Genomic DNA, 23,827 nt, shown 5'->3' on the forward strand with positions numbered 1-23,827 from the left:
CACCGCCCCGCTGGGCTGAGAAGCAGTCCTAAAGCCTGACAGCTCGGTGGATCAGACAGATTGAGGTGACTGTTTGGGGGGCTGCTGCGCAGCCCAGCGGGGCGGTGCGACGTTTCGCTAAATCCCCTCGCCACAGGAACCTCACCCCTTGCCGGTCTCACTTTGATGCCGACAATTTCCCCTCCCCCCACGCCAACCACCGTCTAAGCTTCAAGCAAGTCCGATCAATCTGCGTGAATGGATCAGTCGACTATGGGCGCTTTGTGGCAAACCGATTCGAATAAACCTGTGGTCCCGACTGAACGTATGGAAGAAGCGCCTTTACCCAAAAAAACTCGCCGCGCCCGGCATGGCTGGCGGGCGTTCTGGTTGTTGTTGCTGATCATCGTGGTGGTGGTCGGCCTGGCCGTGGCCAAGGAGATGCGCACCTCCCGGTTCCAGGCCCAGGAGGTCAGCAAGTACGCCGCATCCTTGACCTATTCGGTGCAACCGGGTCCGAGCGATGCCATCGTCTATCCCGGGGCCGGCCCGTTCGATCAGCGGTTGGGGTATAGCTCGCTGGGAGAATTCCTGCCGCGGCTGCTCAAGCGTGATTATGTGGTCGAGGCCCAGGCACGGTTTTCGCCGGCCTTGATGGACTACGTCCACAAGGGCTTGTTCGTGCCCTACGCGGAAAAGATCCAGGCGGGGCTGACCCTCACCGATTGCCGCGCCGCGCCGGTGTATCAGTTCAAGTACCCGCAGCAGCTGTATGCGAGCTTTGACGCCATCCCGCCGGTGGTGGTGCAAAGCCTGTTGTTCATCGAGAACCGCTTTCTGCTCGACCCCAAGCAGCCACTGGCCAACCCGGCGGTAGACTGGCCGCGCTTCGGCATGGCGGCTTGGTCGCAGGTGGCCAAGCTGTTGAGCCTGCCGGGACAGTCGGCCGGCGGTAGCACGCTGGCTACACAGCTTGAGAAATACCGGCACTCCCCCGAAGGCCTGACCGTGTCGGGCGCGGAGAAGATCCGCCAGATGATTTCCGCCAGCGTGCGCGCTTACCAGGCCGGCCCGCAAACCCTTGAGGCGCGCCAGCGGATCGTCCGCGACTACCTCAACAGCGTCCCCCTCTCGGCCGTGCCGGGGCATGGCGAAGTCCACGGCATGGCGGAAGGTTTGAGGGTCTGGTATGGCGCGGATTTCAAACGGGCCAATGAACGTTTGTTCAGCACCGCCACCGATCCCAAGAGCCTGGCGGAAAAGGGCCTGGCCCTGCGGGAAATGCTGTCGTTGATGATCGCCCAGCGACGGCCGTCCCATTACCTTTCCAAGGGCCATGACGAACTCGCGCGCCTGACCGACAGCCACATCCGCTTGTTGGCGCAGAACGGTGTGATCGACGCCGCACTGTCCGAGGCCGCGCTGGCGAGCAAGGTTTCCTACCGTGACTGGGTCCAGGACCCGACCGTCCAGCCCAACGAAACAAACAAGGGCATCAGTGCCGCCCGCAGTCGCCTCGCGGCGCTGCTCAACCGTCCGCTGTACGACCTCGATCGCCTCGACCTCTCCGCCACCAGCACCTTGCAGAGCGACTTGCAGGCCCAGGCCACCGAGTACCTCAAGCGCTTGGCCGACCCGGCCTTCGCGACCGAGATCGGCCTGATGGGAGAACGCCTGCTGACCCCGACCAGCACCACGCAGGTGCGCTACAGCTTCACCCTGCTGGAACTGACCCAGGATGGCTCCCGCGTGCGCGTTCAAACCGACAGCACCGACCAGCCTTTCGACATCAACGAAGGCAGCAAGCTGGAGCTGGGCTCCACCGCCAAGTTGCGCGTGCTGACCACCTACCTGCAAATCATTGCCGAACTGCACGAGCGTTATGCCCAGCAGGCCCCGGCGGCGTTGAAGAAAACCGAGATCGCCGAGCAGGATCGCCTGTCGCGCTGGGCGGTGGACTACTTGATTGAAAACACCGACCGCAGCCTGCCGAAGATGCTCGAAGCCGCGCTGGATCGCACCTATTCGGCCAGCCCCGGCGAGGCATTTTTTACTGGCGGCGGGTTGCACACCTTCCATAACTTCCGCAAGGAAGACGACGGCCGCCTGCCGACGCTGCGCGACGCCCTGCGCGAATCCATCAACCTGCCGTTCATTCGCCTGATGCGCGACCTGGTGCGCTACGCCACCTATGCCGGCCCCAACAATAGTTCCGAGCTGCTCAAGGACGACAAGGACCCGCGCCGCCAGGAATACCTGGCCCAATTCGCCGATCGCGAGGGCACGTCGTTCCTGCTCAGGTTCTGGAAGAAATATCAGAAGAAGGACACCGGCCAGCGCCTGGAAACCTTCCTCGACGGCATGCGTCCCACCGCAATTCGCCTGGCCGCCGTGCACCGCTATTTCTTTCCCAACGACAGCCAGGAGAGCTTCAATCGCTTCGTGCGTGCGCACTTGAAGACGGCAAAAAGCGCGGAAAAACTCACTGATGAACGCCTGGAACGGCTCTACCAAAGCTATGGCCCCGGCGCCTATGACCTGCCGGACCAGGGCTTCATCGCCAAGGTCCACCCGCTGGACCTGTGGTTGATGGGTTACCTGTTGAACAACCCCGACGCCAAGTTCAGCCAGATCGTCAAGGCCAGCCAGTTCGAGCGCCAGGAAGTCTATAGCTGGTTGTTCAAGAGCCGGCACAAGAGCGCCCGCGACAGTCGCATCCGCACCATCCTGGAGATCGAAGCCTTCCTGGATATTCACCAGCGCTGGCAGCAAGTCGGCTACCCGTTCGATCACCTCGTGCCTTCGCTGGCCACCGCCATCGGCAGCTCCGGCGACCGCCCGGCCGCGTTGGCGGAACTGGTGGGAACGATCCTCAATGACGGCGTGCGTCGCCCCGCCCTGCGCGTCGACAGTTTGCAGTTCGCGGTGGGCACACCCTATGAAACGCGACTGGTCAGCAATCCGGAAAACGGCAAGCGGGTGATGCCGGTGGAAGTCGCCCAGGCGCTGCGCGGCGCGCTGTCCCAAGTGGTCGACGCCGGTACCGCGAAACGCGTGGCGGGGAGTTTCAAGCTCGCCGATGGCACGCCGCTGGCGATGGGCGGCAAGACCGGCACCGGTGACAACCGCATCGAAGCCATCGGTGCCGGCGGCCGAATCCTCAGCTCCAAGTCGATCAACCGCACGGCGACGTTCGTGTTCTACATCGGCGACAGCCATTTCGGCACCCTCACCGCCTACGTCCCGGGGGCCTCGGCACAGAACTTCAAATTCACCTCAGCCTTGCCGGTGCAGGTGCTCAAGGGCATGGCACCGTTTCTCACGCCGTACTTGCAACCGGGGACTCATACCCAGTGCAAGCCGTTGGTGGCGGGACAATAACCTGCACCGGGACCTTGGTTTACAGGGTTACACGAGGCACCGCATCGAAGACGACAGTGAAGTTCCCGGTGTACAGGCCAGGATCACGAGGAATGGGCCAATGATTGGCATGGATGAACATCTCCACCTGGGTCCCTGGCGTGGATGTGGCGTCATCGACTACTTCTCGAGGCATCTCGTCCAACAAGACGTCGTTGAACCTGACTCGCAGCGGTATGAGCACGACACCATTGGATAAAATAGAGCGCCCATCAAGGTAGGCATGGACCGAGCCGTCGGTATTCTTTACATCAAAGGCCTGGCGTATGGAACTCAACTCGTAGCTGACAGGGTTGTAATTCATGTACTCGTCTTTACCGAAATCCGGATTGCGAGGCTGCACATGAAACTGCTTGTTCGGAATGTTTGCAGTGACATGAATGGAAGAGCGTGCATCATTGGCAGCGAACACCCACGAAGCACTCAAGGCCGCGATAGCCAGGGCAGTCACTGACACCCTCTTTTTAAACATACTTGACACCTTTCCTATTAAAAAACCTGTGGCGAGGGAGTTTGTTCCCTCGCCGAAGGGTTGTGTGCTGAAGCTCAATTCGCCATTGGTACGCCCTGCGAGGCACGGTGGCGGGGCAATGAGTCACGGCGTGGCTCGGTGGTTTACAGGCTGACTCGAGGGACCGCGTCGAAAATTACGGTGATATCGGCAGTAAATTGGCCTGACAGTCTGGTTGAAACCGCCCACGGATTGAAGATGACCATCTCGGCCTGCATACCTGGCGTGGACGTTGCGTCATCTACCACCTCCGTCGGAGTACTACCCAGGCCAACGTTGTTGAACGTGATAAAAAGAGGGATCGAATGAACGCCGTTGTACAACCAGGCTGGACCATCGATGTAGGCATGCACCGAACCGTCGGTGTTCTTCACATCGAAGGTCTCGCGCAGCCAGGTCAATTTCCTGCTCACTGGATCCATGTGCATGACCTCGTTCTTGCCGAAATCAGGATTACGCGGCTGCACATGAAACTGCTTGTTCGGAATGTTCGCACTGATGTGGATGGCTGAACGCGCATCGTCAGCCGCCCCGGCCAGTAAAGGGCTCAGGGCTGCAGCCCCCAGCGCGACGGCAGATATTATTGTTTTGTACATGTCGTTACCTGTTGATGGTTGATAGAAACAAAGACCAAGCCTTAAGGCGCAACGGCATCGAACACCATGTGTACCGTGCCGTAGTAATCGCCGGGCTTGTAGTCGTCATCGGGCCGGATGGCGGCGATTTCCAACGGGACCTGGCGTCCTGGCCGGGCCTCGCTGGCCGATACCACCTGGGCCGAATCCAAGGTCAATTCGACGCCGTTGAACCTCACCCGCAGGTCGATGCGTTCGCGGCCGTTGGACAGATACGCCTCCTCCCCGAGGCGGGCGTCGATGGAACCGTTGGTATTTTTCACCTCGTAGGTCGCGCGCAGCGGACTGAGGTCATTGATGATCGTGTTGAAGGGCAAGCGCTGTTCGCGCTGGACCAACTGCGGGTCGAGCGGCAACACAAAGAACTCGACCGTGGGGATGGTCACGTAGAGCTCGAAGGTTTCCCGCTCGACCGCGCCCCAGGCCGGGGCCCAGGGCAAGGTCAGCGCGGCGACGGCGAGAGGGCATGCCAGTGTCTTGAACATAGTGGATACCTGTGGCGTCAAGGACGGTACGGCGACCGTCAACCCTTGATCTGGATGGGTTTGCTCTGGCTGCCTTCGATCAACGTGAAGCGGTATTCACGTCCCGACTCCTTGTCGAACGAGAACGTGCGGCCGGCCATGACGTGGTGCTTGGTGGTCGGCCGGCAGTCGTTTTCCTTCTTCGCCACGCAATCCTTAAACTCATCGATCACCAGCACGCTGTTGCCGTTGTTGCGCATCACGTAGCGGCTGGCGTTGTCCTCGATCACGGTCTCGAAACGGGTGTTCTTGGGTCGAACGAAGAACACCGTGCCGTAGCCCGCCAGCACCTTGACCCCGGCCGCCACCCGTTCCTTTTTATAGGCCTCGCGTTCCTCCTCGCTGACGGCGAACTCGTCCTCCGCTTCCGGCACCACAGGCACGAAGCGCACCCGGAAATAACGCTCCTTGTCGCGGTTACCCAGGAACAGCAATCGCGTGCCCTGCATGCCGTTGGCCGGCACGATCAGCCGGGCCGGGCTGGCCATCAAGCCATCCTTGGCCAGCCCGCCAGGCTGGCTCTGCACCGGCTCCTCGCGGTAGCTGCCGTCCTCGTTATAGAGAATTTCCAGGACATTGACCTTGATGAATGCCGTGGACGTTCCGCCATTGAACACCCGCTTCATGTAAGTGCTTTTATCACCGTCAAGGTAGTCGTAGACCACCCCGACACCGATTTGCGGCCCGGCCTGGACCACGCCGCAAAACAGGTACAAACCCACCCATGCCAATACGTGTTTCATTGTTTTCTCAACCTCATGCTTTAAGCGCAACTCACTGGATACCGCCGGCGATCAGGCCGCTCAAACTTCCGAATCCCAGATCACCGTGATGTTGCCGGAATAGACTTTGGCGCCGCCGTCGAGCATTTCTTCGATGCTTTGCCGAGTCACTTCGAAATGCAGGCTTGCAGGCCTGCGATCCACATAGACACTGGGCTGGATCAGCTCCGTGCCACTGCCATCTCGCAACAGGCGACGCTGGTTGATGGGTTGTCCGCCAAAATCGGTCAGCCCCTCAGGCAGCGTCACCCTGACGTCCACCGGTACGGAATGGCCCGAGCCGGCTTCGCCGATCGCGCACGTATTACCACTGATGTATTGGCAATCGAGCGCCATCTTGAAGCGTGACGATGTGGAGATATGGAAGCGTTGATCGCGCGCCAGCCGGCTCGGTTTGCTGCCGCCATTCAGCCAGGCTTGCCAGCCCCCATCGGGCACCAGCTCCACCCGGTTTCCGCCGGGAGGCACCTCGACCTTGAAGGTATGCTCGACATCGAGCCTGAAATTGAGCGTGATGGCCGAATCGCTGGGCAGCATGACGTCGCCCATGTCCAGCTCCCGCCCTGGTCCAACGCCGATGGTCAGATCCCCGGTGTACTGCCCCGCCGACATTCTCATCGGGTTCGGCATGCGCAGCTCATAGGCAAAGTCCACGTAGGGATACGCCATGCTGGGGATCACAAAGTTGGCCTTTTTTGCGCACTCGGTTTCCGACGGGGTCCGCCAGAAAAACTCGTAATGGTTGTCGCCGAAACGACTGAACCCGCTGGAGTTGCACGGTGAAGGCGCCTGGCCCCAGTTGTCGTTCCACAGCATCGTATGCGCAGTGCCCGCTTCCACCCCGCCACCGACCAGTTCGATCACGCTGCCAGGGACTTGATAGCGAGCACCAATGCCGACCCACCGCACCTGGACGATTTCGGTCTCGCCCGTACCGGAATGAACGATCTGCGCCGTGCGCCAGTTGGCAGGTACTTGAAACATGGCCCCTTGTCGAACGTCGGCGTGCCCGGCCTGGATAGGCCTGATGGAATTCACACTCAGGGGCAGCCGGATGCTGAACATTTTCCATGCCTGGCATTGCGACGGAGCTTCGGCGCAATAACCACTCATTGGCGTGGTGTTGAGAAACCCGGTTTCCTGAGGCTTCGACGGGTCTGGCCTGAACACAGCGCTGATGTCCTGGGTCAAGGCGTTGGCCATGGGCATGCTCGCAAACAAAACCGTTGAAACCACACAGTTCGCGACTACCGGTGTTCCTTTCATGGGTATGACCTCATATTCAAATCCGTTGAATAGGTGTTTTTAAACTTCTGAATCCCAGATCACCGTGATGTTTCCGGTGTAGGCTTTGGCGCCGCTGTCCAGCATCTCTTCGACGCTGCCGCGGCCCACTTCAAAGTGCAGGGTGCCCGACCGGCGATCGACATAAAGCCCCGGCTGGAACAGTTCGGTACCGCTGCCGTCACGCAGTAACCGTCGACGGTTGACCGGCTGCCCGGCGCCGTCAGTCAAGCCGTCGGGCAGGGTGACGCTGACATCCACCGGCACGGCATGACCGGTGCCGGTTTCGGAAATTGCGCAGGTATTGCCGCTGACGTATTGGCATTCGAGTTCCATCTTGAAACGCGAGGACGCCGAGATATGGAAGCGCTGGTCGCGAAACAATCGTGTTGGCTTGCGACCGCTGTTCAGCCAGGATTGCCAGCCTTCCTGGGGTACCAACTCCACGCGGTTGCCGCCGGGGGGGACTTCGACCTTGAGGGTGTGCTCGACGTTGAGTTTGAAGTTGAGCGTCAGTGTTGAATCATCCGGGAGCATGACGTCGCCCACATCGAAATCCTGCCCCGGGCCAACGGTATAGGTCAGCGAACCGGTGTATAGCCCGGACGACATTTTCAAGGGGTTGGGGGTGCGCAACTCATAGGCAAAATTCAGCGAAAGGTACTTCATGCTGGGAATCAGGTAGCTGGCCTTCTTGGCACATACACCTGCTACCGGGGTTTTCCAGAAAAACGTGTAATCCACGCTACTCAGATAACCCACACCACTGTATCGACATGGCGAAGGGGCATTTACCCAAGAGGAGTTGCCCCACAACATACTATGCGCGGTGAGGTTGCTCACGCCGCCACCCACCAGGTTGACTGCACTCGTTGGAAGACGGTAGGTCAGGCCTACACCGGACCAGCGCACTTCAACGATTTCCGTTTCGCCCGTTCCTGAATGGGTGACTTGTACCGTGCGCCAATTGACGGGCGCGTGAAACATCGCCCCTTGCCGAACATCGCCATGATTCGCCTGGATGGGGCGGATCGAGTCGAAGGTAATAGGCAACGTGAGGCTGAACATTTTTGCCGTTCCGCATTCCGCGGGATGGTCAGCGCAGTAACCACTCACCGGCGTGGTATTGAGAAACGTATTCTCCTGGGGCTTGGAAGGGTCAGGCCTGAATATTGCAGTGATGTCCCGCTCCAAGGCATTGGCCACAGGCACACACGCAAACAGCAACACCGAGACCACGCTGCGCACTGCAACCGATAAGGGTTTCATTTATACAACCTCATACTTGAAGACAAATCACTGCGAGAAAACCAGAAGCCCCGTGGCGAGGGAGCTTGCTCCCTCACGGGTTCTCCCAGCCACGGTTTCATCGTTTTTCCCGGGTGAACGGCATTACCAATAAGGTGCTTCATGAACGCTGCTTCACCCCACCAGCCTCGGCGACTGCCGTATCGGCCAAGGTGTCCGGCGTGCAACGCAAGTCCCCGATCATCAACACATCGCCTTCGCGGTTGGCAGTCTCCGGGTCGAGGCGGAACCGGCAGAACAATTCGTTTGCGTGGCGCACTTCCAGGGTCGGCGAGCCGGCATTCATTTCCATGGAAAAGAATCCGTCCGCCTCGCTGATGCCGCGGCTGGCATGGTTGATCACGTGGTGGCCTCGAAGCGGTTGGCCCTGCCCATCCACCAGGCGTCCGAGCACGGTCACCGTCCTCATCACGCTGATCTTGCGGTAGTCCACCCCGCCCTTGTTCAGGTGATAGCGGGTGCGCGAAGGTTGGATATTCGCCGCCGGCGGGTGCACGCCTTCGAAGTCGAAGGTCACCTGGCTGTTCTTGTAGGCAGTGATGGGCACGAAGTTGCGACCGGGGCGTAACGTGGTGCTGCCGCCGGTCAAGTCGTCGGCGCGCAGGACAACATCATCCACGTCGGCTTCGACGTCGACGATCATGCCCGCGCCGCGTCCATGAGGCGTAGCGGTAACGGCCGCTTTGCTGCCACCCACCGCCACCGTGCTGCTCAGGTTCAGGCCGCCGGTGAGGTTATCGTTATAGGACGAGCGCTGGACGAAGCCATCGCCGAAAAGCGAATCGGTTTCGAAACTGGCAATACTGGACAGGCCCACGCCATAGGTGTCGGCCAACACCGTGCCGGAAACGCTTTGCAGCACATGGTCTTCCAGGCTGCGGCGATACGAGAGCGAGGCATTGTTGTCTCGCGCGCCATCGCGGGAGGTGCGGGTCCCGATGCTGCCCGACCAGTATTCCCCCGGCCCGCCCAAGGCCACGCTGACGCTCAGGTCCACGCCCCGATTGCGCTTGTCCCCCGTGCTGGTGGTGCCAGGGCGATCGAATACCGACACCCGCCAGTTGGCATCGCTGCCGCGCAGTTGGCCACGCTGGGTCCAGCCCAGGTCCAACCCCGTGCCCTGGATGTTGCCTTCGCTGTAGGCCAGTCGCCCATTGACGGAGGTCTTGTTGCTCAAGCGATGGTTGACCGACAGCGAGGAATTGCTGGTGTGGCCGACATACACTTGGCGCTGGCGAATACGCGTGCCGTCCTGCAACGTTTCGTATGTGTTGCGGGTGTCCAGCCAACTGCGGTTGTGACTGGCCACCACGCTGCCGTTGAGGTAGCTGTACAAACCTTGCAGATCCATGCCGGTGCCATACTGCTGGGTTTGATAGACGTTGGCGTAGAGGCTGGTGTTGCTCGCCAGCGTCCAATCCACCGAGGTGCCCACTTGCAGCTTGTCCTGCACCTGGCGCGTGGAGGCTCCCAGGATGACCCGCGGGTGCAGCAGGTAATTCAAGCCGACCCCGGCTGTCGTGAAGCCGGAAGGCTGGTCTTCCCAGTTGCTCCAGAGCCGGGTTTCGCGGCCGGCAAACAGGTTGTAGCGCCAGCGGTCTTCGGTGCTGCTCCAGTTGTTGGGCTTGTAGACCAGCTCCTGGCTGGTGGCGCTGGTTTGCCCGTCCTCGACCAAGCGGACTTCCACTTCATAAATGCCGCCGGGCAAGGGCCGGGTGTCCAGGCTCTGCAAGCCGGCGCTGACCGCCTGCGTATTGATCAACAGGCCGTTGCGATAAATCTCCACCGAAGCCTGTCGGCTCGCGGTGACGTAGATGGGGTAGACGCTGGGCCGGGGATTATCGATGACCAGGCTGTCGGAGCTGCCATACATCACGCCCACGGCAGTGTCCGGGTTGGCACCGAACGAACGGATCTGTCGATTCAGGCCATCGGAGCTGGGCGTGAAATAACCCAGGCGAAAAAAAGTGCCTTCCAGTTCTCGTTGGGTATAGAGCTCGTGGACGGCGTGGTAGATCTTGTCGTCCGGTCCGCCGAGACGCGAGAGTTGAAGGTCGAGCGATTGACTCCAGTTGCCCAGGCTGGAACTTGCATTCAGGCCATAGCGCCCGCCGGTGTCCTGCTCTTGGCCACCATTGATATTGAGCTGGTTGTTGAAGATCAGACCCAGGCTGCCACCTTCTGGCTGATCGTGGTAACGCTTGGTTTCAGTGCCGCGTTCCACATCCCGAGTCAGGATCGTCACCAACGAATTCTCGAGGCTGTAATGCATGGCGAGCAGCCCTGATGAACAATTGGCTTCGCATGCGCCCAGCGACTGTCCTTGCTTGAGCAGTTGTTCCCATTTCTCACGTTCGAGGTTGCTGATCGGACTGTCTTGCGTGTCGGTGAATTCGAGCAACGTAATACGATCGTCCCGGGTCAATACCACCATGGCTTCGCCAAGGTACTGTTGATTGAGTTCAACACGAACCGCCAGTGGCACATCGAAGAAGTGGGATTCAAACTCCGCCGGCAGTCCCTTGGCCTGGGACAACAGGCTTTTGGGCGTTGTACCGGGGGCAGTCGGCGCGGCCGAGGCGTTCGCGCACAACAACAGCGCGAGCGCACCCGCGATGGGTGTCATCGGAAACATCAACGGATTCTCTAATCAGCGAGCGTTCAAGGCGTTTCAGGTACAGGCCGACCGGCTGGGGAGTGCCGGCCGGCCTGCGAATGCCCGTGCAAATCAACGGGCATCGGATGGCATCACGGCGTAGCGCGAGGCACCGCGTCGAAGATGACGGTCATGTCGGCGGTGTACAGGCCGTTCTGGGTATCGAGAGGCCGGGCCGCGACGATGGTCATGTCGGCCTGGGTACCTGGGGTGGAGGTGGCATCGTCCACCACTTCCTGAGGCAGGGCGCTCAGGGTGACGCCGTTGAAGGCGGTGGTCAGGGCAATGGAGTTACTGCCGTTGTACAGCGCAGCAGGGCCGCCTTCGATATAGGCATGGACCGAACCTTCGGTGTTTTTCACGTCGTAGGTCTGGCGCAACGAAGTCAAGGTGCCGCTGACCGTGTTGTAGCTCATGGTCTCATCCTTACCGAAGTCCGGATTGCGAGGCTGCACATGAAACTGCTGGGTCGGGATGTTGGCAGTGATGTGGATGGAAGAGCGCGCGTCGTCGGCGGCGAATGCCAGCGAAGAAGTCAGGGCGGCAGCTGCTAGGGAAGCACCGGTTACGAGTTGTTTGAGCATGTTGTTCATACCTGTTCTTTTGCAATAGATAGAAGAGTTGAAGTTGCCGCCAGACAATCATTCTGGCTGCACTTCCAACGCCGGGCATGATCAACGCTATTGAAACAAAAAAAAGCAGGCAGATTCCTATATGCACGTAGTAAATCCGGCATACGCGTGCGAGAAAAAGACTCGGATTCTGTTAAAAACAGATTTTGGATGTCAGAAAGAACTTACAACGCCAGCAATAAAGCGGGCTTGATGATGTCAAGAAAAAAAGCCCGGAAAAATCAAACTCGGCCTCTATATCGCAATCAGGTAAGGTCTTGCCTCACTGTAAATAACGAACGGCAAGTTAGATATATCTTAGTTTCGAAATTTCGCGCACGTCAAAATATATCTTATGCAAAAAGTTATATCTCAACATCTAGGCAGAACGGAGAACAGCCTATGACCTCCTCTTACTCTTCCCCTGAAGACGAACATGACTGTTTTGAACGAGCCCCGACGGGCCGTGGACGTAACAGCCGAGGACCTCGCATCTTCGCTGCCGGTGATCTGAAGTTGCTGTCGTTGGCGCTGCTGGCCGAGCAGCCTTGCCACGGCTATGACCTGATGCGCCGGATCGAGCAAATGTTCGATGGCGCCTACAGCCCCAGCCCCGGCGTTATCTATCCGACGCTGGCCTTTCTGGAAATGAGTGCAATGGTCATTTGCGGTGTCGAAGATGGGAAAAAGAGTTACAGCGTGACCGATGCCGGACGTCTATCCCTTGTAGAGCAGGCCGACGCGCTGAATGAGGTGCGCAAGCGAATCGAAACCAGCAAGCGCATGCTGCGTGGCCCCGATCGTCCCCCTGAAATCCGTGAAGCGGTGTATAACCTGCGCCATGCGCTGCAAAAGCACCCTGGCCGCTGGAGCCCGGAAGAAGTCCAACGGGTGCGCGGCCTGCTCGACGACACCGCCAAAGCCATCACCGACGGCCCGGGCCGTCCACCTGTTTCGGAGTCAAACCCATGACTGAAGTCGATCCAAACACCATCCACCGCGTCAACCACGAGATCAAGCGCCGCCGCCTGCAAGTGCTGCGCGTCGTCGACCTGACCCCACGCATGCGCCGCATCACCGTCGGCGGGCCGGAACTGGCCGGGTTTGCAAGCCTGGGCACCGACGATCATGTGAAGCTGTTGTTTCCGCAGAACGCCGAGGAACACGCCGCCCTGGAAAACTTCAACCCCACCGCCGGCAAGGCCCAGGGACCGATGCCCGAGATGCGCGACTACACCCCGCGCCGGTATGACCTGGAAACCCTGGAGCTGGACATTGACTTCGTGCTCCACGGCGACGGCCCTGCCGCGACCTGGGCGACGCAGGCGGCACCGGGGCAACACCTTTACATCGCCGGGCCACGGGGCTCGATGATCGTGCCGGACATCTTCGACAGTTACCTGTTGATCGGCGACGAAACCGCCCTGCCCGCCATCGCCCGCCGCCTCGAAGGCCTGGCGCCCAACCGGCGGGCCCTGGTGGTGGTGGAAGTTGAAAATGGCGCCGAACAGCAAGTGCTCCAAAGCCCGGCGCAGGTGCATGTGATCTGGGTATTGCGCGAAGGCCGCCACGACAGCCTGCTGCGCACCGTGCAGCAATTGGAAATGCCGGTAGGCAAGCTGTATGCCTGGGTCGCGACCGAAAGCAAAGTGTCTCGGCAGATTCGCAAGGTGTTGCTGGAAGAGAAAGGGTTGGACCAGGATTTCGTGAAGGCGGTGGGGTATTGGAAGCTGGATGACAGTGAGGAGGATTGAGGGACGGGCGGTGGCTGAAGTACCCTGCATCCACTGAGGGACTGTACATAACCCCTGTGGCGAGGGGATTTATCCCCGCTGGGCTGCGAAGCAGCCCCCAAAACAGTCACCTCAATCTGTCTGATCCACCGAGTTGCCTGATTTTAGGGCTGCTGCGCAGCCCAGCGGGGATAAATCCCCTCGCCACAAAATAGATCCCCTCACCACAGGGCTATCGCTGTCCTTTAACACCTTATCCGTCATCACCAGGTACCCGGCCCCATGCTTTTCCTGCTCGCCTACATCAGCAGCGTCGTGCTGATCAACTTCGCCTTCTCGGCCGCGCCACACCTGGACATCATCTGGTCGGCCTGGGGTGGCCTGGTGTTTATCCTGCGGGACATGGTGCAGACCCGTTTCGGTCACGGCGCGATCGTGGCGATGCTGGCAGCGCTGGTGCTGTCCTATGTCACCTCCGACCCGTCCATCGCCCTGGCCAGCGCCACGGCATTCGCGGTGTCCGAATGCATCGACTGGCTGGTGTTCACCGTCACCAAGCGCCCATTGCACGATCGCCTGTGGATAAGCTCGGCCCTGAGCATTCCCCTGGACACCTTCATTTTCTTCGGTCTGATCGATGCCCTGACACCCGCCGTGGTGACGACCGCCCTGCTTTCGAAATTCGCCGGGGTCACCGCCGTCTGGCTGATCATGGCCTGGCGTCTGCGCAAACAGGCCATCGCCGGCTGACGCGGTTCATGTAAAATGCCGCGCTTTCTCCCCTGGGAAGCTCGCCCGGCGCGCGCCCCGATGACCCGCTCCTGTTTGAGGACCTTCAGATGACCCGTATCGGAACTCCATTGTCGCCCACCGCGACCCGCGTTTTGTTGTGTGGCAGCGGTGAGCTGGGCAAGGAAGTGGTGATCGAACTGCAGCGCCTGGGCGTTGAAGTGATTGCCGTGGATCGCTACGCCAACGCGCCGGCCATGCAAGTGGCCCACCGCAGCCATGTGATCAACATGCTCGACGGCGCCGCCCTGCGCGCGGTGATCGAGGCCGAGAAGCCGCACTACATCGTGCCGGAAATCGAAGCCATCGCCACCGCCACCCTGGTGGAACTGGAGGCCGAAGGCTTCACCGTGATCCCTACGGCCCGCGCCGCGCAGTTGACCATGAACCGCGAAGGCATCCGTCGCCTGGCAGCCGAAGAGCTGGGGCTGCCGACTTCCCCCTATTTCTTCGCCGACACCGTGGAAGATTACCGCAAGGCTGTGGAAACCCTGGGTTTCCCCTGCGTGGTCAAGCCGGTGATGAGCTCCTCGGGCAAGGGCCAGAGCCTGCTGCGCAGCGCCGATGACGTACAGAAGGCCTGGGACTACGCCCAAGAAGGCGGCCGCGCCGGCAAAGGCCGGGTGATCATCGAAGGTTTCATCGACTTCGATTACGAAATCACCCTGCTGACCGTGCGTCATGTCGGCGGCACCACGTTCTGCGCGCCGGTCGGCCACCGTCAGGAAAAGGGCGACTACCAGGAATCCTGGCAGCCACAGGCCATGAGCCCGGCGGCCCTGGCTGAATCCGAGCGCGTTGCCAAGGCGGTGACCGAGGCCTTGGGCGGCCGTGGCCTGTTTGGCGTCGAGCTGTTCATCAAGGGTGATCAGGTGTGGTTCAGCGAAGTCTCGCCGCGTCCGCACGACACCGGCCTGGTGACGCTGATCTCCCAGGACCTGTCGCAGTTCGCTCTGCATGCCCGCGCCATTCTTGGCTTGCCGATCCCGTTGATCCGCCAGTTCGGCCCATCGGCTTCGGCGGTGATCCTGGTAGAAGGCCAGTCGACCCAGACCGCGTTCGCCAACCTCGGCGCCGCCCTGAGCGAACCGGACACCGCGCTGCGCCTGTTCGGCAAGCCGGAAGTCAACGGCCAGCGTCGCCTGGGCGTGGCCTTGGCCCGCGATGAATCCATCGAAGCCGCCCGCGCCAAGGCGACCCGGGCTTCGCAGGCCGTGAAAATCGAACTGTAAAAGCCCAAGGCTGAACACAATCCTTGTAGGGAAGGGATTTATCTGTGGCGAGGGGATTTATCCCCGCTGGGGCTGCGCAGCAGCCCCAAAGCAGCAAACCCAATCTGCCTGACACCCCGAGTTGTTGGGTTTAGGGCTGCTTCGCAGCCCAAGCGGGGATAAATCCCCTCGCCACAAAAGCTTGTTGTGTTCACAAAAGCCAAAGGCTCGTTGTATTCACAGAAGCCAGCGTGAAATCGGGTATTAAAATAAAGGCGACACCCGCAAGGGTGTCGCCTTTTTCATGAGCGCTGCTTGGATTTAATCCGGCAGTTTGTAGGCGATCACATAGTCACCCTGCTTGGTGCCCAGGGAACCGTGACCACCTGCAACGACCAGCACGTACTGCTTGCCGTCCTTGCCGGTGTAGGTCATCGGCGTGGTCTGGGCGCCTGCGGGCAGGCGGCCTTCCCACAATTGCTTGCCGTTTTTCACATCGTAGGCGCGCAAGTACTGGTCAAGCGTACCGCTCAGGAACGCCAGGCCACCGGCGGTGGTGAAGGTACCACCCAGGCTTGGAACGCCCATGCTCAGCGGGATCGGCACTGGCGAGCTGTCGCGCACGGTGCCGTTCTTGTGCTTCCACAGGGTCTTGTTGTTGGTCAGGTCCACGGCGGCGACATAACCCCACGCAGGTGCCTGGCACGGCAGGCCCATGGGCGAGAGCAACGCTTCGAGGATCACCCCGTATGGCGCGCCTTTGTTCGGCTGCACGCCTTCGGTTTCGCTCTTGCGACCCGGGCCACCCGCCACTTCCGCTGCTGGAACCAGCTTCGACTTGAACGCCATGTAGCTCGGGTTGACGAAGGCGATCTGGCGCACCGGATCGACCGAAATACCGCCCCAGTCAAACACGCCGAAGTTGCCTGGGTAGACGATCGAGCCTTGCAGCGACGGTGGCGTGAACATGCCGTCGTAACGCAGCGACTTGAAGTCGATCCGGCACAACATCTGGTCAAACGGCGTCACGCCCCACATGTCGCGCTCCTTGAGGACCGGCGGCACGAAGTTCAGGTCGGACATCGGCTGGGTGGGCGAGGTGTGGTCGCCCTCCACCGCGCCTTGCGGCACCGGGATTTCCTTGATCGGAATGATCGGCTGGCCATTGCTGCGGTCCAGCACGTAGATGCTGCCCTGCTTGGTCGATGCGAGTACGGCCGGTTTCACGCCATCGGCAGTCTTCATGTCCATCAGGGTTGGTTGGCCGCCGACGTCCATGTCCCACAGGTCGTGGTGAGTGAACTGGAAGTACCAACGCACCTTGCCGGTGGCTATGTCCAATGCGGTCAGGCCAGCGGAATATTTTTCCGATTCCGGGGTACGCATGCCACCGAACTGGTCGGGGGTCTGGTTGCCCATCGGCAGGTAGAGCATGCCGAGTTTTTCATCGACGCTGAACATGGACCACATGTTCGGCGAGTTGCGGGTGTAGGTCTTGCCTTCGGCAATCGGCGTGGTGTCGTCCGGGTTGCCGCTGTCCCAGTTCCATACCAGCTTGCCGGTGTGTACGTCGTAGGCGCGGATCACGCCGCTTGGCTCGTCGGTGGAGACGTTGTCGGTGACGTGGCCGCCAATCACTACCAGGTTCTGGGTGACCGCCGGTGGCGAGGTGGAGTAGTAACCGCCGGCCGTGAAGCCGCCGATGTTCGCGGTCAGGTCGACCTGGCCTTTGTCGCCGAAGTCTTCACACATCTTGCCGGTGTCGGCGTTGAGGGCGATCAGGCGCGTGTCGGCGGTCGGCAGGAAGATCCGCCGTGGGCACACGGTGCTGGCCGGCGTGGTGCTGGCGGTGCCGGTCGGGCTCTGCTCAGCGGACGCGTAGACAGCGTCGTCGTGGTAGGTCACGCCACGGCAGGTCATGTGGGCCCAACCCTTGAAGTTTTCCGCTTTTTGCGTGGAAAGCTTCGGATCGAAACGCCAGATTTCCTTGCCGGTTTCAGGCTCCAGTGCGATCACCTGACTGTGAGGTGTGCACACATACAGCATGCCGTTGACCTTCAGCGGGGTATTTTCCGCCGTGGTCTCGCCCGGGTCGTTCGGCCCTGGCAGGTCACCGGTGCGGAACGTCCAGGCTTCCTTCAGCTTGCCGACGTTCTGGGGGGTGATTTGTGCCAGCGGCGAATAACGGTCGCCGTGAGCGCTGCGGCCGTAGGAGTTCCAGTCCCCGTCCGGCATGGCCGGTGCGGTGTTGGCCATGCCCGGCACGCTGTCGCGGTCCAGTTGACCCTTGATTTCACCGGGGTTGGTAAACTGGCTGGCGAGGGCGGCGATACCGGCGATGATCACCGCGGCGCCCAGCGCTCGGGTGCCCATGGGCGATGCATCGGCGGTCAGCAACGGACGGCGGAACCATGGCAGCAGCAGGACAATGCCCAAGGCAAACAGCATTGCCAGGCGCGGCACCAGTTGCCACCAATCCAGGCCCACTTCCCACAGCGCCCAGACGGTACTCGCGAACAGCACCAGCGCATACAATCCCAGGGCCGCACGGCGGGCCATGATCAGCAGTACGCCGGTAATCGCCAGGCCGATACCGGCCAGCAAGTAATACAGCGAGCCGCCGAGCGTGCTCAGTTTGATCCCACCGGCCAACAAGGCCAGCCCCATCAATAGAAGCAGAATGCCGAGCAGGCTCGGTAACAGACGGCTTCGACTCAAAGCACCCTCAGTGCTCATAGTTGTATCTCCGTGACGTTTTAAGGAGTCCCGCGCAAGGTGTCACTTTAGATGACGATCCTGGCGGGGCATGGTTCAGTAAAAAAGGTAATTGGGTGGACGCGGACCATTGTGGGAGCGGGCTTGCTCGCGAAAGCGACGTGTCAGGCGACATTAAGGCCGGATGTGAAATCGTCTTCGCGAGCAAGCCCGCTCCCACAGAAAGTCGATCGTCATACGCCAAGAGACAGCGCTATCTCTCAAGTCTGAACGCTGGGTTTTCTTTGATTTTTCTATCGGATCAGGCTGTACGCAGAGGCTCTGTCACAACAGAAGAAGCGTTTCAGCAAGCGGCGCAAGGATAATGTCCTGTTACAAATAGAGAAAGCGCTTTTGTTGACATGGATCATCTCGGATTCGGTAACAGTGTGCCCAGCTTCACGAAGCCAGGATGAAAGCCATACTTCCACCCAACGGGCACCTCGGCTAAGGTGCGCGGCTTTAGACTTCTTCATGCAAAGGCCCGCCATGACCGAACCGAACAACAACCCGCTGCACGGCGTGACGCTGGAGCAGATCCTCAACGCCCTGGTGCAGCACTACGAGTGGTCGGGCCTGGCCGAACGCATTGATATTCGTTGTTTCAAAAGCGATCCGAGCATCAAGTCGAGCCTGACGTTCCTGCGCAAGACGCCGTGGGCGCGGGAAAAAGTCGAGCGCCTGTACATCAAGCTGATGCGCACCAAGCGGCCCCTCTGAACCGTGGACGTGCGAACCGGTTTCGTGTCGATGCTGGCGTTGCTCGGCTGGGTTGGGTTGAGCGTCCAGCTTTACCTGATCCTGCTGGGTCGCTGGGAATTGGGCGCGAGCCTGTTGGGCGGCTTGGTCAACTTCTTCAGTTTTTTCACGGTGCTGACCAATACCCTCGCCGCCGTGGTGCTGACCTGGGAACTGACCCAGCGTGAATCCGCCGTCCGGCGCTGGTTCCTGCTACCTGCGGTACGCAGCGGCATCGCGGTGAGCATCGCCCTGGTCGGCCTGGCCTATAACGTGCTGCTGCGCCACCTCTGGCAACCGGAAGGCTGGCAGTTTGTCGCCGATGAATTGCTGCATGACGTCATGCCTGTACTGTTCATCATCTATTGGGGGCTGTGGGTGCCTAAAGGCACATTGCGCCTGGGTCACATCGGGCTGTGGATGATTTATCCGCTGGTGTACTTCGCCTACATCCTGCTGCGCGGGGATTTGCTGGCGGCCTACCCCTACCCATTCATTGACGTGGCGAGCCTGGGTTATCCACAGGTGTTCATCAATGCAGGGGGGGTATTGGCCGGTTTTGTCGGGATTGCGCTGGGGGTGGTGGGGTTGGATCGATGGTTGGGGCGACGATCGGTTAAAGCCTTGTGACATGCCCCTGTGGCGAGGGGATTTATCCCCGCTGGGCTGCGCAGCAGCCCCAAAGCATTCAACTCATTCCGCCTGACACACCGAGGCGCCGAATTTGGGGGCTGCTACGCAGCCCAGCGGGGATAAATCCCCTCGCCACAGATAAATCCTCTGCCACAGGGGCGTGTTCACAATCATCGTTTTGCCGGCAACATCCACACCAACCCACTCGCCTTCGCCCGCTCATGACACAACGCCAACACGCCGCGGCGCTCATCGTTGTCCATCCGGCTCCAACGGGTGATTTCCGCCACGGTGCGCTGGCAACCGGTGCAGGTATCGTCATCATCCAGCGAGCAGATGTTCACGCAGGGCGAAGGAACCGGACGTTCAGGTGCGTTCATTGTTCTTGCTCGGCCAAGTCGCGGGCATAACGCTGCGAATTTTGAACGTAATGCGCCGCGCTGGCCTCGAGCATTTTCTTCTGGGCCTCGGTCAGTTCCCGCACGACCTTGCCCGGCGAGCCCATCACCAGCGAACCGTCCGGGATCTCCTTGCCTTCGCCGATCAGCGAGTTGGCGCCGATGATGCAGTTCTTGCCAATCTTCGCGCCGTTGAGAATCACCGCGTTGATGCCGATCAGGCTGTAGTCCCCCACTGTGCAGCCGTGGAGCATGGCGTTGTGGCCGATGGTCACGCCGGTGCCGATGGTCAATGGATAGCCCATGTCGGTGTGCATCACCGTGCCGTCCTGGACGTTGCTGTCCTTGCCGATCAGGATCAGTTCGTTGTCACCCCGCAACACCGCGTTGAACCAGACGTTGGCGCCCTCTTCGAGGCGGACCTTGCCCACCAGCGTGGCGTTGGGCGCGACCCAGCTTTGTGGGTGGGTTTCGACACGGGCATCGCCCAGGCGGTATTTCATGGGAGTCCTCGGGGCATCATGTATTGATGAAAGTCTTGGGCGGCGTGTGCAGGTCGATACCGGCGTCGTACAGCAAGTTGACCAACTCCACGATCATGATCGCCGTCAGCCCCCAGATCTTGTACCCCTCGAAACGGTAGCTGGGCACGTACCAACTGTGGCCCTGGTAGTCGATGCGATGGGTGTGTTCGCGCGGATCCTTGCGGAAAAACTCCAGCGGCACGCTGAACACCGCGGCGATCTCGGCATCGTTGGCCTGGTATTCGACATAGTCCGGAATCACACCGACGTAAGGCGTGACCTTGATACCGTGCAATGAGATCAGTGGGCTGAGGGGACCGATCACCTCCACCAGGCCAGGGGGCAGGCCAATTTCCTCTTCGGCTTCGCGCAGGGCGGTGAAGATCAGGTCTGGGTCTTCCGGGTCTCGACGTCCGCCGGGGAACGCAACTTCGCCGCCGTGGGTCGAGAGACCGCTGGCGCGCAGGGTCAGCACCAGCTCCGGTTCATCACTGCGCGTGATCGGCACCAGCACCGCCGCTTCAGGGAAACGCCGATCGGTCTCCAGATCGCGCGGCGTATGGTTGCTTACTCGATGCAGTAGCTCGTCCAGCATGAGACTTCTCGATTTATTCGCTGCCTAGCATCATGCACCAATCAGGCAAGCGGCCCAAGCCCCGGACCGCGTCATGTCGCGAAACGACAACTTGCCGATACCGCCCAGTACACGCCAAGATAGGCGCAGCCTCCAGGAATCCCAGCATGAAATTCTGCAGCCAGTGCGGTAACCCGGTAACCCAGCGCATACCCGAGGGCGACTCGCGACTGCGCTTTGTCTGCGACACCTGTCACACCATTCACTACCAGAACCCCAACATCGTGGCCGGTTGCGTACCGACCTGGGGCAGCAAAGTCCTGTTGTGCCGGCGCGCCATCGAGCCGCGGCGCGGTTATTGGACACTGCCGGCGGGCTTCATGGAAAACGGCGAAACTGTCGAGCAGGCCGCCGCGCGTGAAACCGCCGAAGAAGCCTGCGCCCGGGTACGCAACCTGAGTATCTATACGCTGATTGACGTCCCGCATATCAGCCAGGTCCATGTATTCTTCCGCGCCGAGCTGGTGGACGAGGATTTCGCCGCCGGGCCGGAAAGCCTGGAAGTGAAGCTGTTCGAAGAAGCCGATATACCGTGGGACGAGCTGGCTTTCCGCACGGTGGGCCGTACCCTAGAATACTTCTACGCTGACCGGCGGGCCGAGGACTACCCGGTGCGATCCGAGTCGATACCGCCGCTGGCTCAGCCTGCCAATACGTAGGCTCTGTACGAAATGTGTTCGCGCGAAGGCCAGACAAGGCGAAACGGGGCGAGGAAGCGCAGTGTACTGGAGTACATGAGCATTCCGAGCCTCGTTTCAACGCAGTATGGGCAAGTGCGGATACATTTCGTACAGAGCCTAGAAAATCCAATATAGCCGCGACACCTCTAGGGATATCGTTTCAATGCGCTGGTTGCTTGTCCTGTTCTGCTTGTCGTTTACCGCCGTGTCCCAAGCCGCTGCCGTGGGAACCTACAACGGCAAAGTCATCGAAAAAGTCCTGGTGCTCAAGTCCGCCCATCAATTGCAATTGATCAACGACGGCAAGCCCCTCAAGACCTATCGCATTTCCCTGGGCAAGGGCGCCAAGAAAGGCCCCAAGCTGATCGAGGGCGACAAGCGCACCCCCGAGGGCTTCTACTGGATTGACTGGCGCAAGGTCAGCGACAAGTTCTACCTGTCGATGCACATCTCCTACCCCAACATCAGCGACGCCGCCCGCGCCCGCCGCGAAGGCGTGGAGCCGGGGGGCATGATCATGATCCACGGCACGCCCGATACGGAAGAAAACCCCGAGCAGTTGTTCCATACCCTGGATTGGACCGACGGCTGCATCGCCATGCGCAATGTGGACATGCGCGAGGTGTGGAACCTGGTGCCGGATGGGACGATGATCGAGATTCGGCCGTAGCCCCATTTTCGCGGCGAGGAGCTCTTGTGGCGAGGGAGCTTGCTCCCGCTGGGTTGCGAAGCGGCCCCCTGCTTTACCAGCCATCACACCGCAGGGGATGCTGACGCATCCAGCGGGAGCAAGCTCCCTCGCCACAGGTTCGGTGTTCCACCGGAATTTTTGTGTCCGTCTTTCGATTTATCGCGATCAAGCTCGCTCCACAATGGATTTTTGTTGTTCACAGAACCAGTGATCGACACCTGCCCCTGTGGGAGCGAGCCTGCTCGCGAAGAGGCCGGCACATTCAGCATCTTCATCGACTGTGTTGCCGCCTTCGCGAGCAGGCTCGCTCCCACAGGAGAAACTCGGTGCCCCAGAAATAAAAATCAAATTGCGTAACCTGCCCTCGGTGCATACCACTGCCCTCAAAAACATCAGCTCGACACCGTAACTCCACGCACCACCTCCACCACACTAATACCACTTAAAGCCAACCTTCCAAAAATGCCCCATGAACTCATATCAAGCGCCAGAAGCAGCGTTGACATGGTATTCAAGTGGTATTAGCTTCCACCCCAATCACCGAGCGACAACGCCCACAACAACCGCATCGGACACACCGCACATGAACGACATCCTGGCCCTGCGCCCCGACGACACCCAACCCACCCCGCTCTACCTGCAACTGGCCCGCAACCTCGAAGCGGCCATCCACGCCGGCCAGTGGAAAGCCGAACAAGCGATGCCGTCCGAGCGCAGCCTGAGCGAGCAACTGGGCATTTCCCGGGTCACCGCCCGCAAGGCGCTGGAAGTACTCTTCGAACAAGGCCTGATCCGCCGCAACCAAGGCTCCGGAACGTTCATCACCCCGCGCCTGGAACAACCGCTCTCGCGCCTCAGTGGCTTCAGCGAGATGCTCCGCCTCAAGGGCTTCGTGCCCGGTTCCCAATGGCTGGAGCGGGAAATCACCCCGCCGACCCACGAAGAACTGATCCGCCTGGGCCTGTCACCCACCGACAAAGTCGCCCGCCTCAAACGGCTGCGCAAGGCCGACGACACGGTCATGGCAATCGAGATGAGCACCCTGCCGGCGTCGATCATTCCCAAGCCGCAGGCGGTGGGCGATTCGCTTTATGAATTTCTCGATGGCATCGGCAAACCGGTTGTCCGAGCCTTGCAACACATCCAGGCCATCAACGCCTCGGACGAATTCGCCGCCCTGGTGGGCATCGCCCCCGGCACCGCGATGTTGCTGATGACGCGGGTCGGCTACCTGGAAGACAACACGCCCATCGAAGTCACCGACACCTATTGCCGCAACGACTACTACGACTTTGTCGCAGAGCTGCGGCGCTAGACGACCAGAGAATTCCA

22 protein-coding genes are annotated in these 23,827 nt (G+C 60.4%); 10 read left to right on the forward strand and 12 right to left on the reverse strand.

Going from position 1 to position 23,827, the window contains the following annotated elements:
• Positions 1 to 252 precede the first annotated feature (252 nt).
• Positions 253 to 3,360 (forward strand): transglycosylase domain-containing protein, encoded by a 3,108-nt coding sequence (locus AB4N42_RS26150; RefSeq protein WP_460115554.1) that lies wholly within the window; start codon positions 253 to 255, stop codon positions 3,358 to 3,360.
• 19 nt (positions 3,361 to 3,379) lie between these two features.
• On the opposite strand, the gene AB4N42_RS26155 is transcribed toward AB4N42_RS26150, so the two are convergent.
• From AB4N42_RS26155 to AB4N42_RS26190, 8 genes are all read right to left on the reverse strand, one after another.
• The gene (locus AB4N42_RS26155; protein WP_410002279.1) at positions 3,380 to 3,850 is read right to left on the reverse strand and encodes a CS1 type fimbrial major subunit; all 471 of its coding nucleotides are present in this window, start codon (positions 3,848 to 3,850) and stop codon (positions 3,380 to 3,382) included.
• Between the two features lie 164 nt (positions 3,851 to 4,014).
• Positions 4,015 to 4,506, reverse strand: a complete 492-nt coding sequence (locus AB4N42_RS26160; RefSeq protein ID WP_030138538.1) for a hypothetical protein — start codon at positions 4,504 to 4,506, stop codon at positions 4,015 to 4,017.
• 41 nt (positions 4,507 to 4,547) lie between these two features.
• Positions 4,548 to 5,030, reverse strand: a complete 483-nt coding sequence (locus AB4N42_RS26165; RefSeq protein ID WP_030138539.1) for a CS1 type fimbrial major subunit — start codon at positions 5,028 to 5,030, stop codon at positions 4,548 to 4,550.
• Between the two features lie 38 nt (positions 5,031 to 5,068).
• On the reverse strand, positions 5,069 to 5,812 hold the full coding sequence (locus AB4N42_RS26170) for a molecular chaperone (protein ID WP_334596997.1): 744 nt from the start codon (positions 5,810 to 5,812) through the stop codon (positions 5,069 to 5,071).
• A gap of 60 nt (positions 5,813 to 5,872) precedes the next feature.
• Positions 5,873 to 7,117, reverse strand: coding sequence for a hypothetical protein (locus AB4N42_RS26175; protein ID WP_030138541.1), 1,245 nt, complete (start codon positions 7,115 to 7,117; stop codon positions 5,873 to 5,875).
• A 39-nt stretch (positions 7,118 to 7,156) separates the two neighbouring features.
• The gene (locus AB4N42_RS26180) at positions 7,157 to 8,404 is read right to left on the reverse strand and encodes a hypothetical protein (RefSeq protein ID WP_198796561.1); all 1,248 of its coding nucleotides are present in this window, start codon (positions 8,402 to 8,404) and stop codon (positions 7,157 to 7,159) included.
• Between the two features lie 139 nt (positions 8,405 to 8,543).
• On the reverse strand, positions 8,544 to 11,078 hold the full coding sequence (locus tag AB4N42_RS26185) for a CS1-pili formation C-terminal domain-containing protein (RefSeq protein WP_030138543.1): 2,535 nt from the start codon (positions 11,076 to 11,078) through the stop codon (positions 8,544 to 8,546).
• 113 nt (positions 11,079 to 11,191) lie between these two features.
• Positions 11,192 to 11,683: a CS1 type fimbrial major subunit gene (locus AB4N42_RS26190; RefSeq protein WP_198796563.1), complete on the reverse strand. Its 492-nt coding sequence runs from the start codon at positions 11,681 to 11,683 to the stop codon at positions 11,192 to 11,194.
• 429 nt (positions 11,684 to 12,112) lie between these two features.
• On the opposite strand from AB4N42_RS26190, the gene AB4N42_RS26195 reads away from it, so the two are divergent.
• The 4 genes from AB4N42_RS26195 (at position 12,113) to purT (ending at position 15,464) form a co-directional block, all read left to right on the forward strand.
• Positions 12,113 to 12,682, forward strand: coding sequence for a PadR family transcriptional regulator (locus tag AB4N42_RS26195; protein WP_030138545.1), 570 nt, complete (start codon positions 12,113 to 12,115; stop codon positions 12,680 to 12,682).
• Positions 12,679 to 13,464, forward strand: coding sequence for a siderophore-interacting protein (locus AB4N42_RS26200; protein ID WP_460115555.1), 786 nt, complete (start codon positions 12,679 to 12,681; stop codon positions 13,462 to 13,464). Before AB4N42_RS26195 ends, AB4N42_RS26200 begins: the two co-directional genes overlap by 4 nt.
• 261 nt (positions 13,465 to 13,725) lie before the next feature.
• Positions 13,726 to 14,193: a preQ0 transporter gene (locus tag AB4N42_RS26205; protein ID WP_030138547.1), complete on the forward strand. Its 468-nt coding sequence runs from the start codon at positions 13,726 to 13,728 to the stop codon at positions 14,191 to 14,193.
• Positions 14,194 to 14,282: 89 nt separating this feature from the next.
• Positions 14,283 to 15,464 carry a formate-dependent phosphoribosylglycinamide formyltransferase gene (purT, locus tag AB4N42_RS26210; protein ID WP_030138548.1) on the forward strand — a complete coding sequence of 394 codons (1,182 nt, stop codon included), beginning with the start codon at positions 14,283 to 14,285 and terminating at the stop codon, positions 15,462 to 15,464.
• Positions 15,465 to 15,764: 300 nt separating this feature from the next.
• Here purT and AB4N42_RS26215 read toward each other — a convergent pair whose 3' ends face one another.
• Positions 15,765 to 18,179 carry a glucose/quinate/shikimate family membrane-bound PQQ-dependent dehydrogenase gene (locus AB4N42_RS26215; RefSeq protein WP_198796566.1) on the reverse strand — a complete coding sequence of 805 codons (2,415 nt, stop codon included), beginning with the start codon at positions 18,177 to 18,179 and terminating at the stop codon, positions 15,765 to 15,767.
• A 507-nt stretch (positions 18,180 to 18,686) separates the two neighbouring features.
• Between AB4N42_RS26215 and AB4N42_RS26220 the strand changes: the two genes are divergently transcribed.
• Complete coding sequence (locus AB4N42_RS26220; RefSeq protein ID WP_030138550.1) at positions 18,687 to 18,917, forward strand: VF530 family protein; 231 nt, start codon at positions 18,687 to 18,689, stop codon at positions 18,915 to 18,917.
• Between the two features lie 30 nt (positions 18,918 to 18,947).
• The gene (locus tag AB4N42_RS26225; protein ID WP_030138551.1) at positions 18,948 to 19,565 is read left to right on the forward strand and encodes a Pr6Pr family membrane protein; all 618 of its coding nucleotides are present in this window, start codon (positions 18,948 to 18,950) and stop codon (positions 19,563 to 19,565) included.
• Between the two features lie 173 nt (positions 19,566 to 19,738).
• Here the strand turns inward: AB4N42_RS26225 and AB4N42_RS26230 are convergent, their stop codons facing one another.
• Genes AB4N42_RS26230 through AB4N42_RS26240 form a run of 3 tightly spaced genes read right to left on the reverse strand, consistent with a single transcriptional unit; the run spans position 19,739 to position 21,085 of the window.
• On the reverse strand, positions 19,739 to 19,948 hold the full coding sequence (locus AB4N42_RS26230) for a DUF1289 domain-containing protein (protein WP_030138552.1): 210 nt from the start codon (positions 19,946 to 19,948) through the stop codon (positions 19,739 to 19,741).
• On the reverse strand, positions 19,945 to 20,469 hold the full coding sequence (locus AB4N42_RS26235) for a gamma carbonic anhydrase family protein (RefSeq protein WP_198796568.1): 525 nt from the start codon (positions 20,467 to 20,469) through the stop codon (positions 19,945 to 19,947). The genes AB4N42_RS26230 and AB4N42_RS26235 overlap by 4 nt, the downstream gene beginning before the upstream one ends.
• Positions 20,470 to 20,485: 16 nt before the next feature.
• Positions 20,486 to 21,085 carry a CoA pyrophosphatase gene (locus AB4N42_RS26240; protein WP_030138554.1) on the reverse strand — a complete coding sequence of 200 codons (600 nt, stop codon included), beginning with the start codon at positions 21,083 to 21,085 and terminating at the stop codon, positions 20,486 to 20,488.
• Between the two features lie 146 nt (positions 21,086 to 21,231).
• On the opposite strand from AB4N42_RS26240, the gene AB4N42_RS26245 reads away from it, so the two are divergent.
• The 3 genes from AB4N42_RS26245 to AB4N42_RS26255 all read left to right on the forward strand — a co-directional run bounded on the left by AB4N42_RS26245 (position 21,232) and on the right by AB4N42_RS26255 (position 23,810).
• Positions 21,232 to 21,783 carry an NUDIX hydrolase gene (locus AB4N42_RS26245; protein ID WP_030138555.1) on the forward strand — a complete coding sequence of 184 codons (552 nt, stop codon included), beginning with the start codon at positions 21,232 to 21,234 and terminating at the stop codon, positions 21,781 to 21,783.
• A gap of 184 nt (positions 21,784 to 21,967) precedes the next feature.
• A complete protein-coding gene (locus AB4N42_RS26250; protein ID WP_030138556.1) occupies positions 21,968 to 22,474 on the forward strand; it encodes a L,D-transpeptidase family protein in 507 nt (168 codons plus the stop codon).
• Between the two features lie 604 nt (positions 22,475 to 23,078).
• The gene (locus AB4N42_RS26255; RefSeq protein ID WP_030139601.1) at positions 23,079 to 23,810 is read left to right on the forward strand and encodes a GntR family transcriptional regulator; all 732 of its coding nucleotides are present in this window, start codon (positions 23,079 to 23,081) and stop codon (positions 23,808 to 23,810) included.
• Positions 23,811 to 23,827 lie beyond the last annotated feature (17 nt).

Source organism: Pseudomonas sp. H2_D02 (assembly GCF_054677635.1).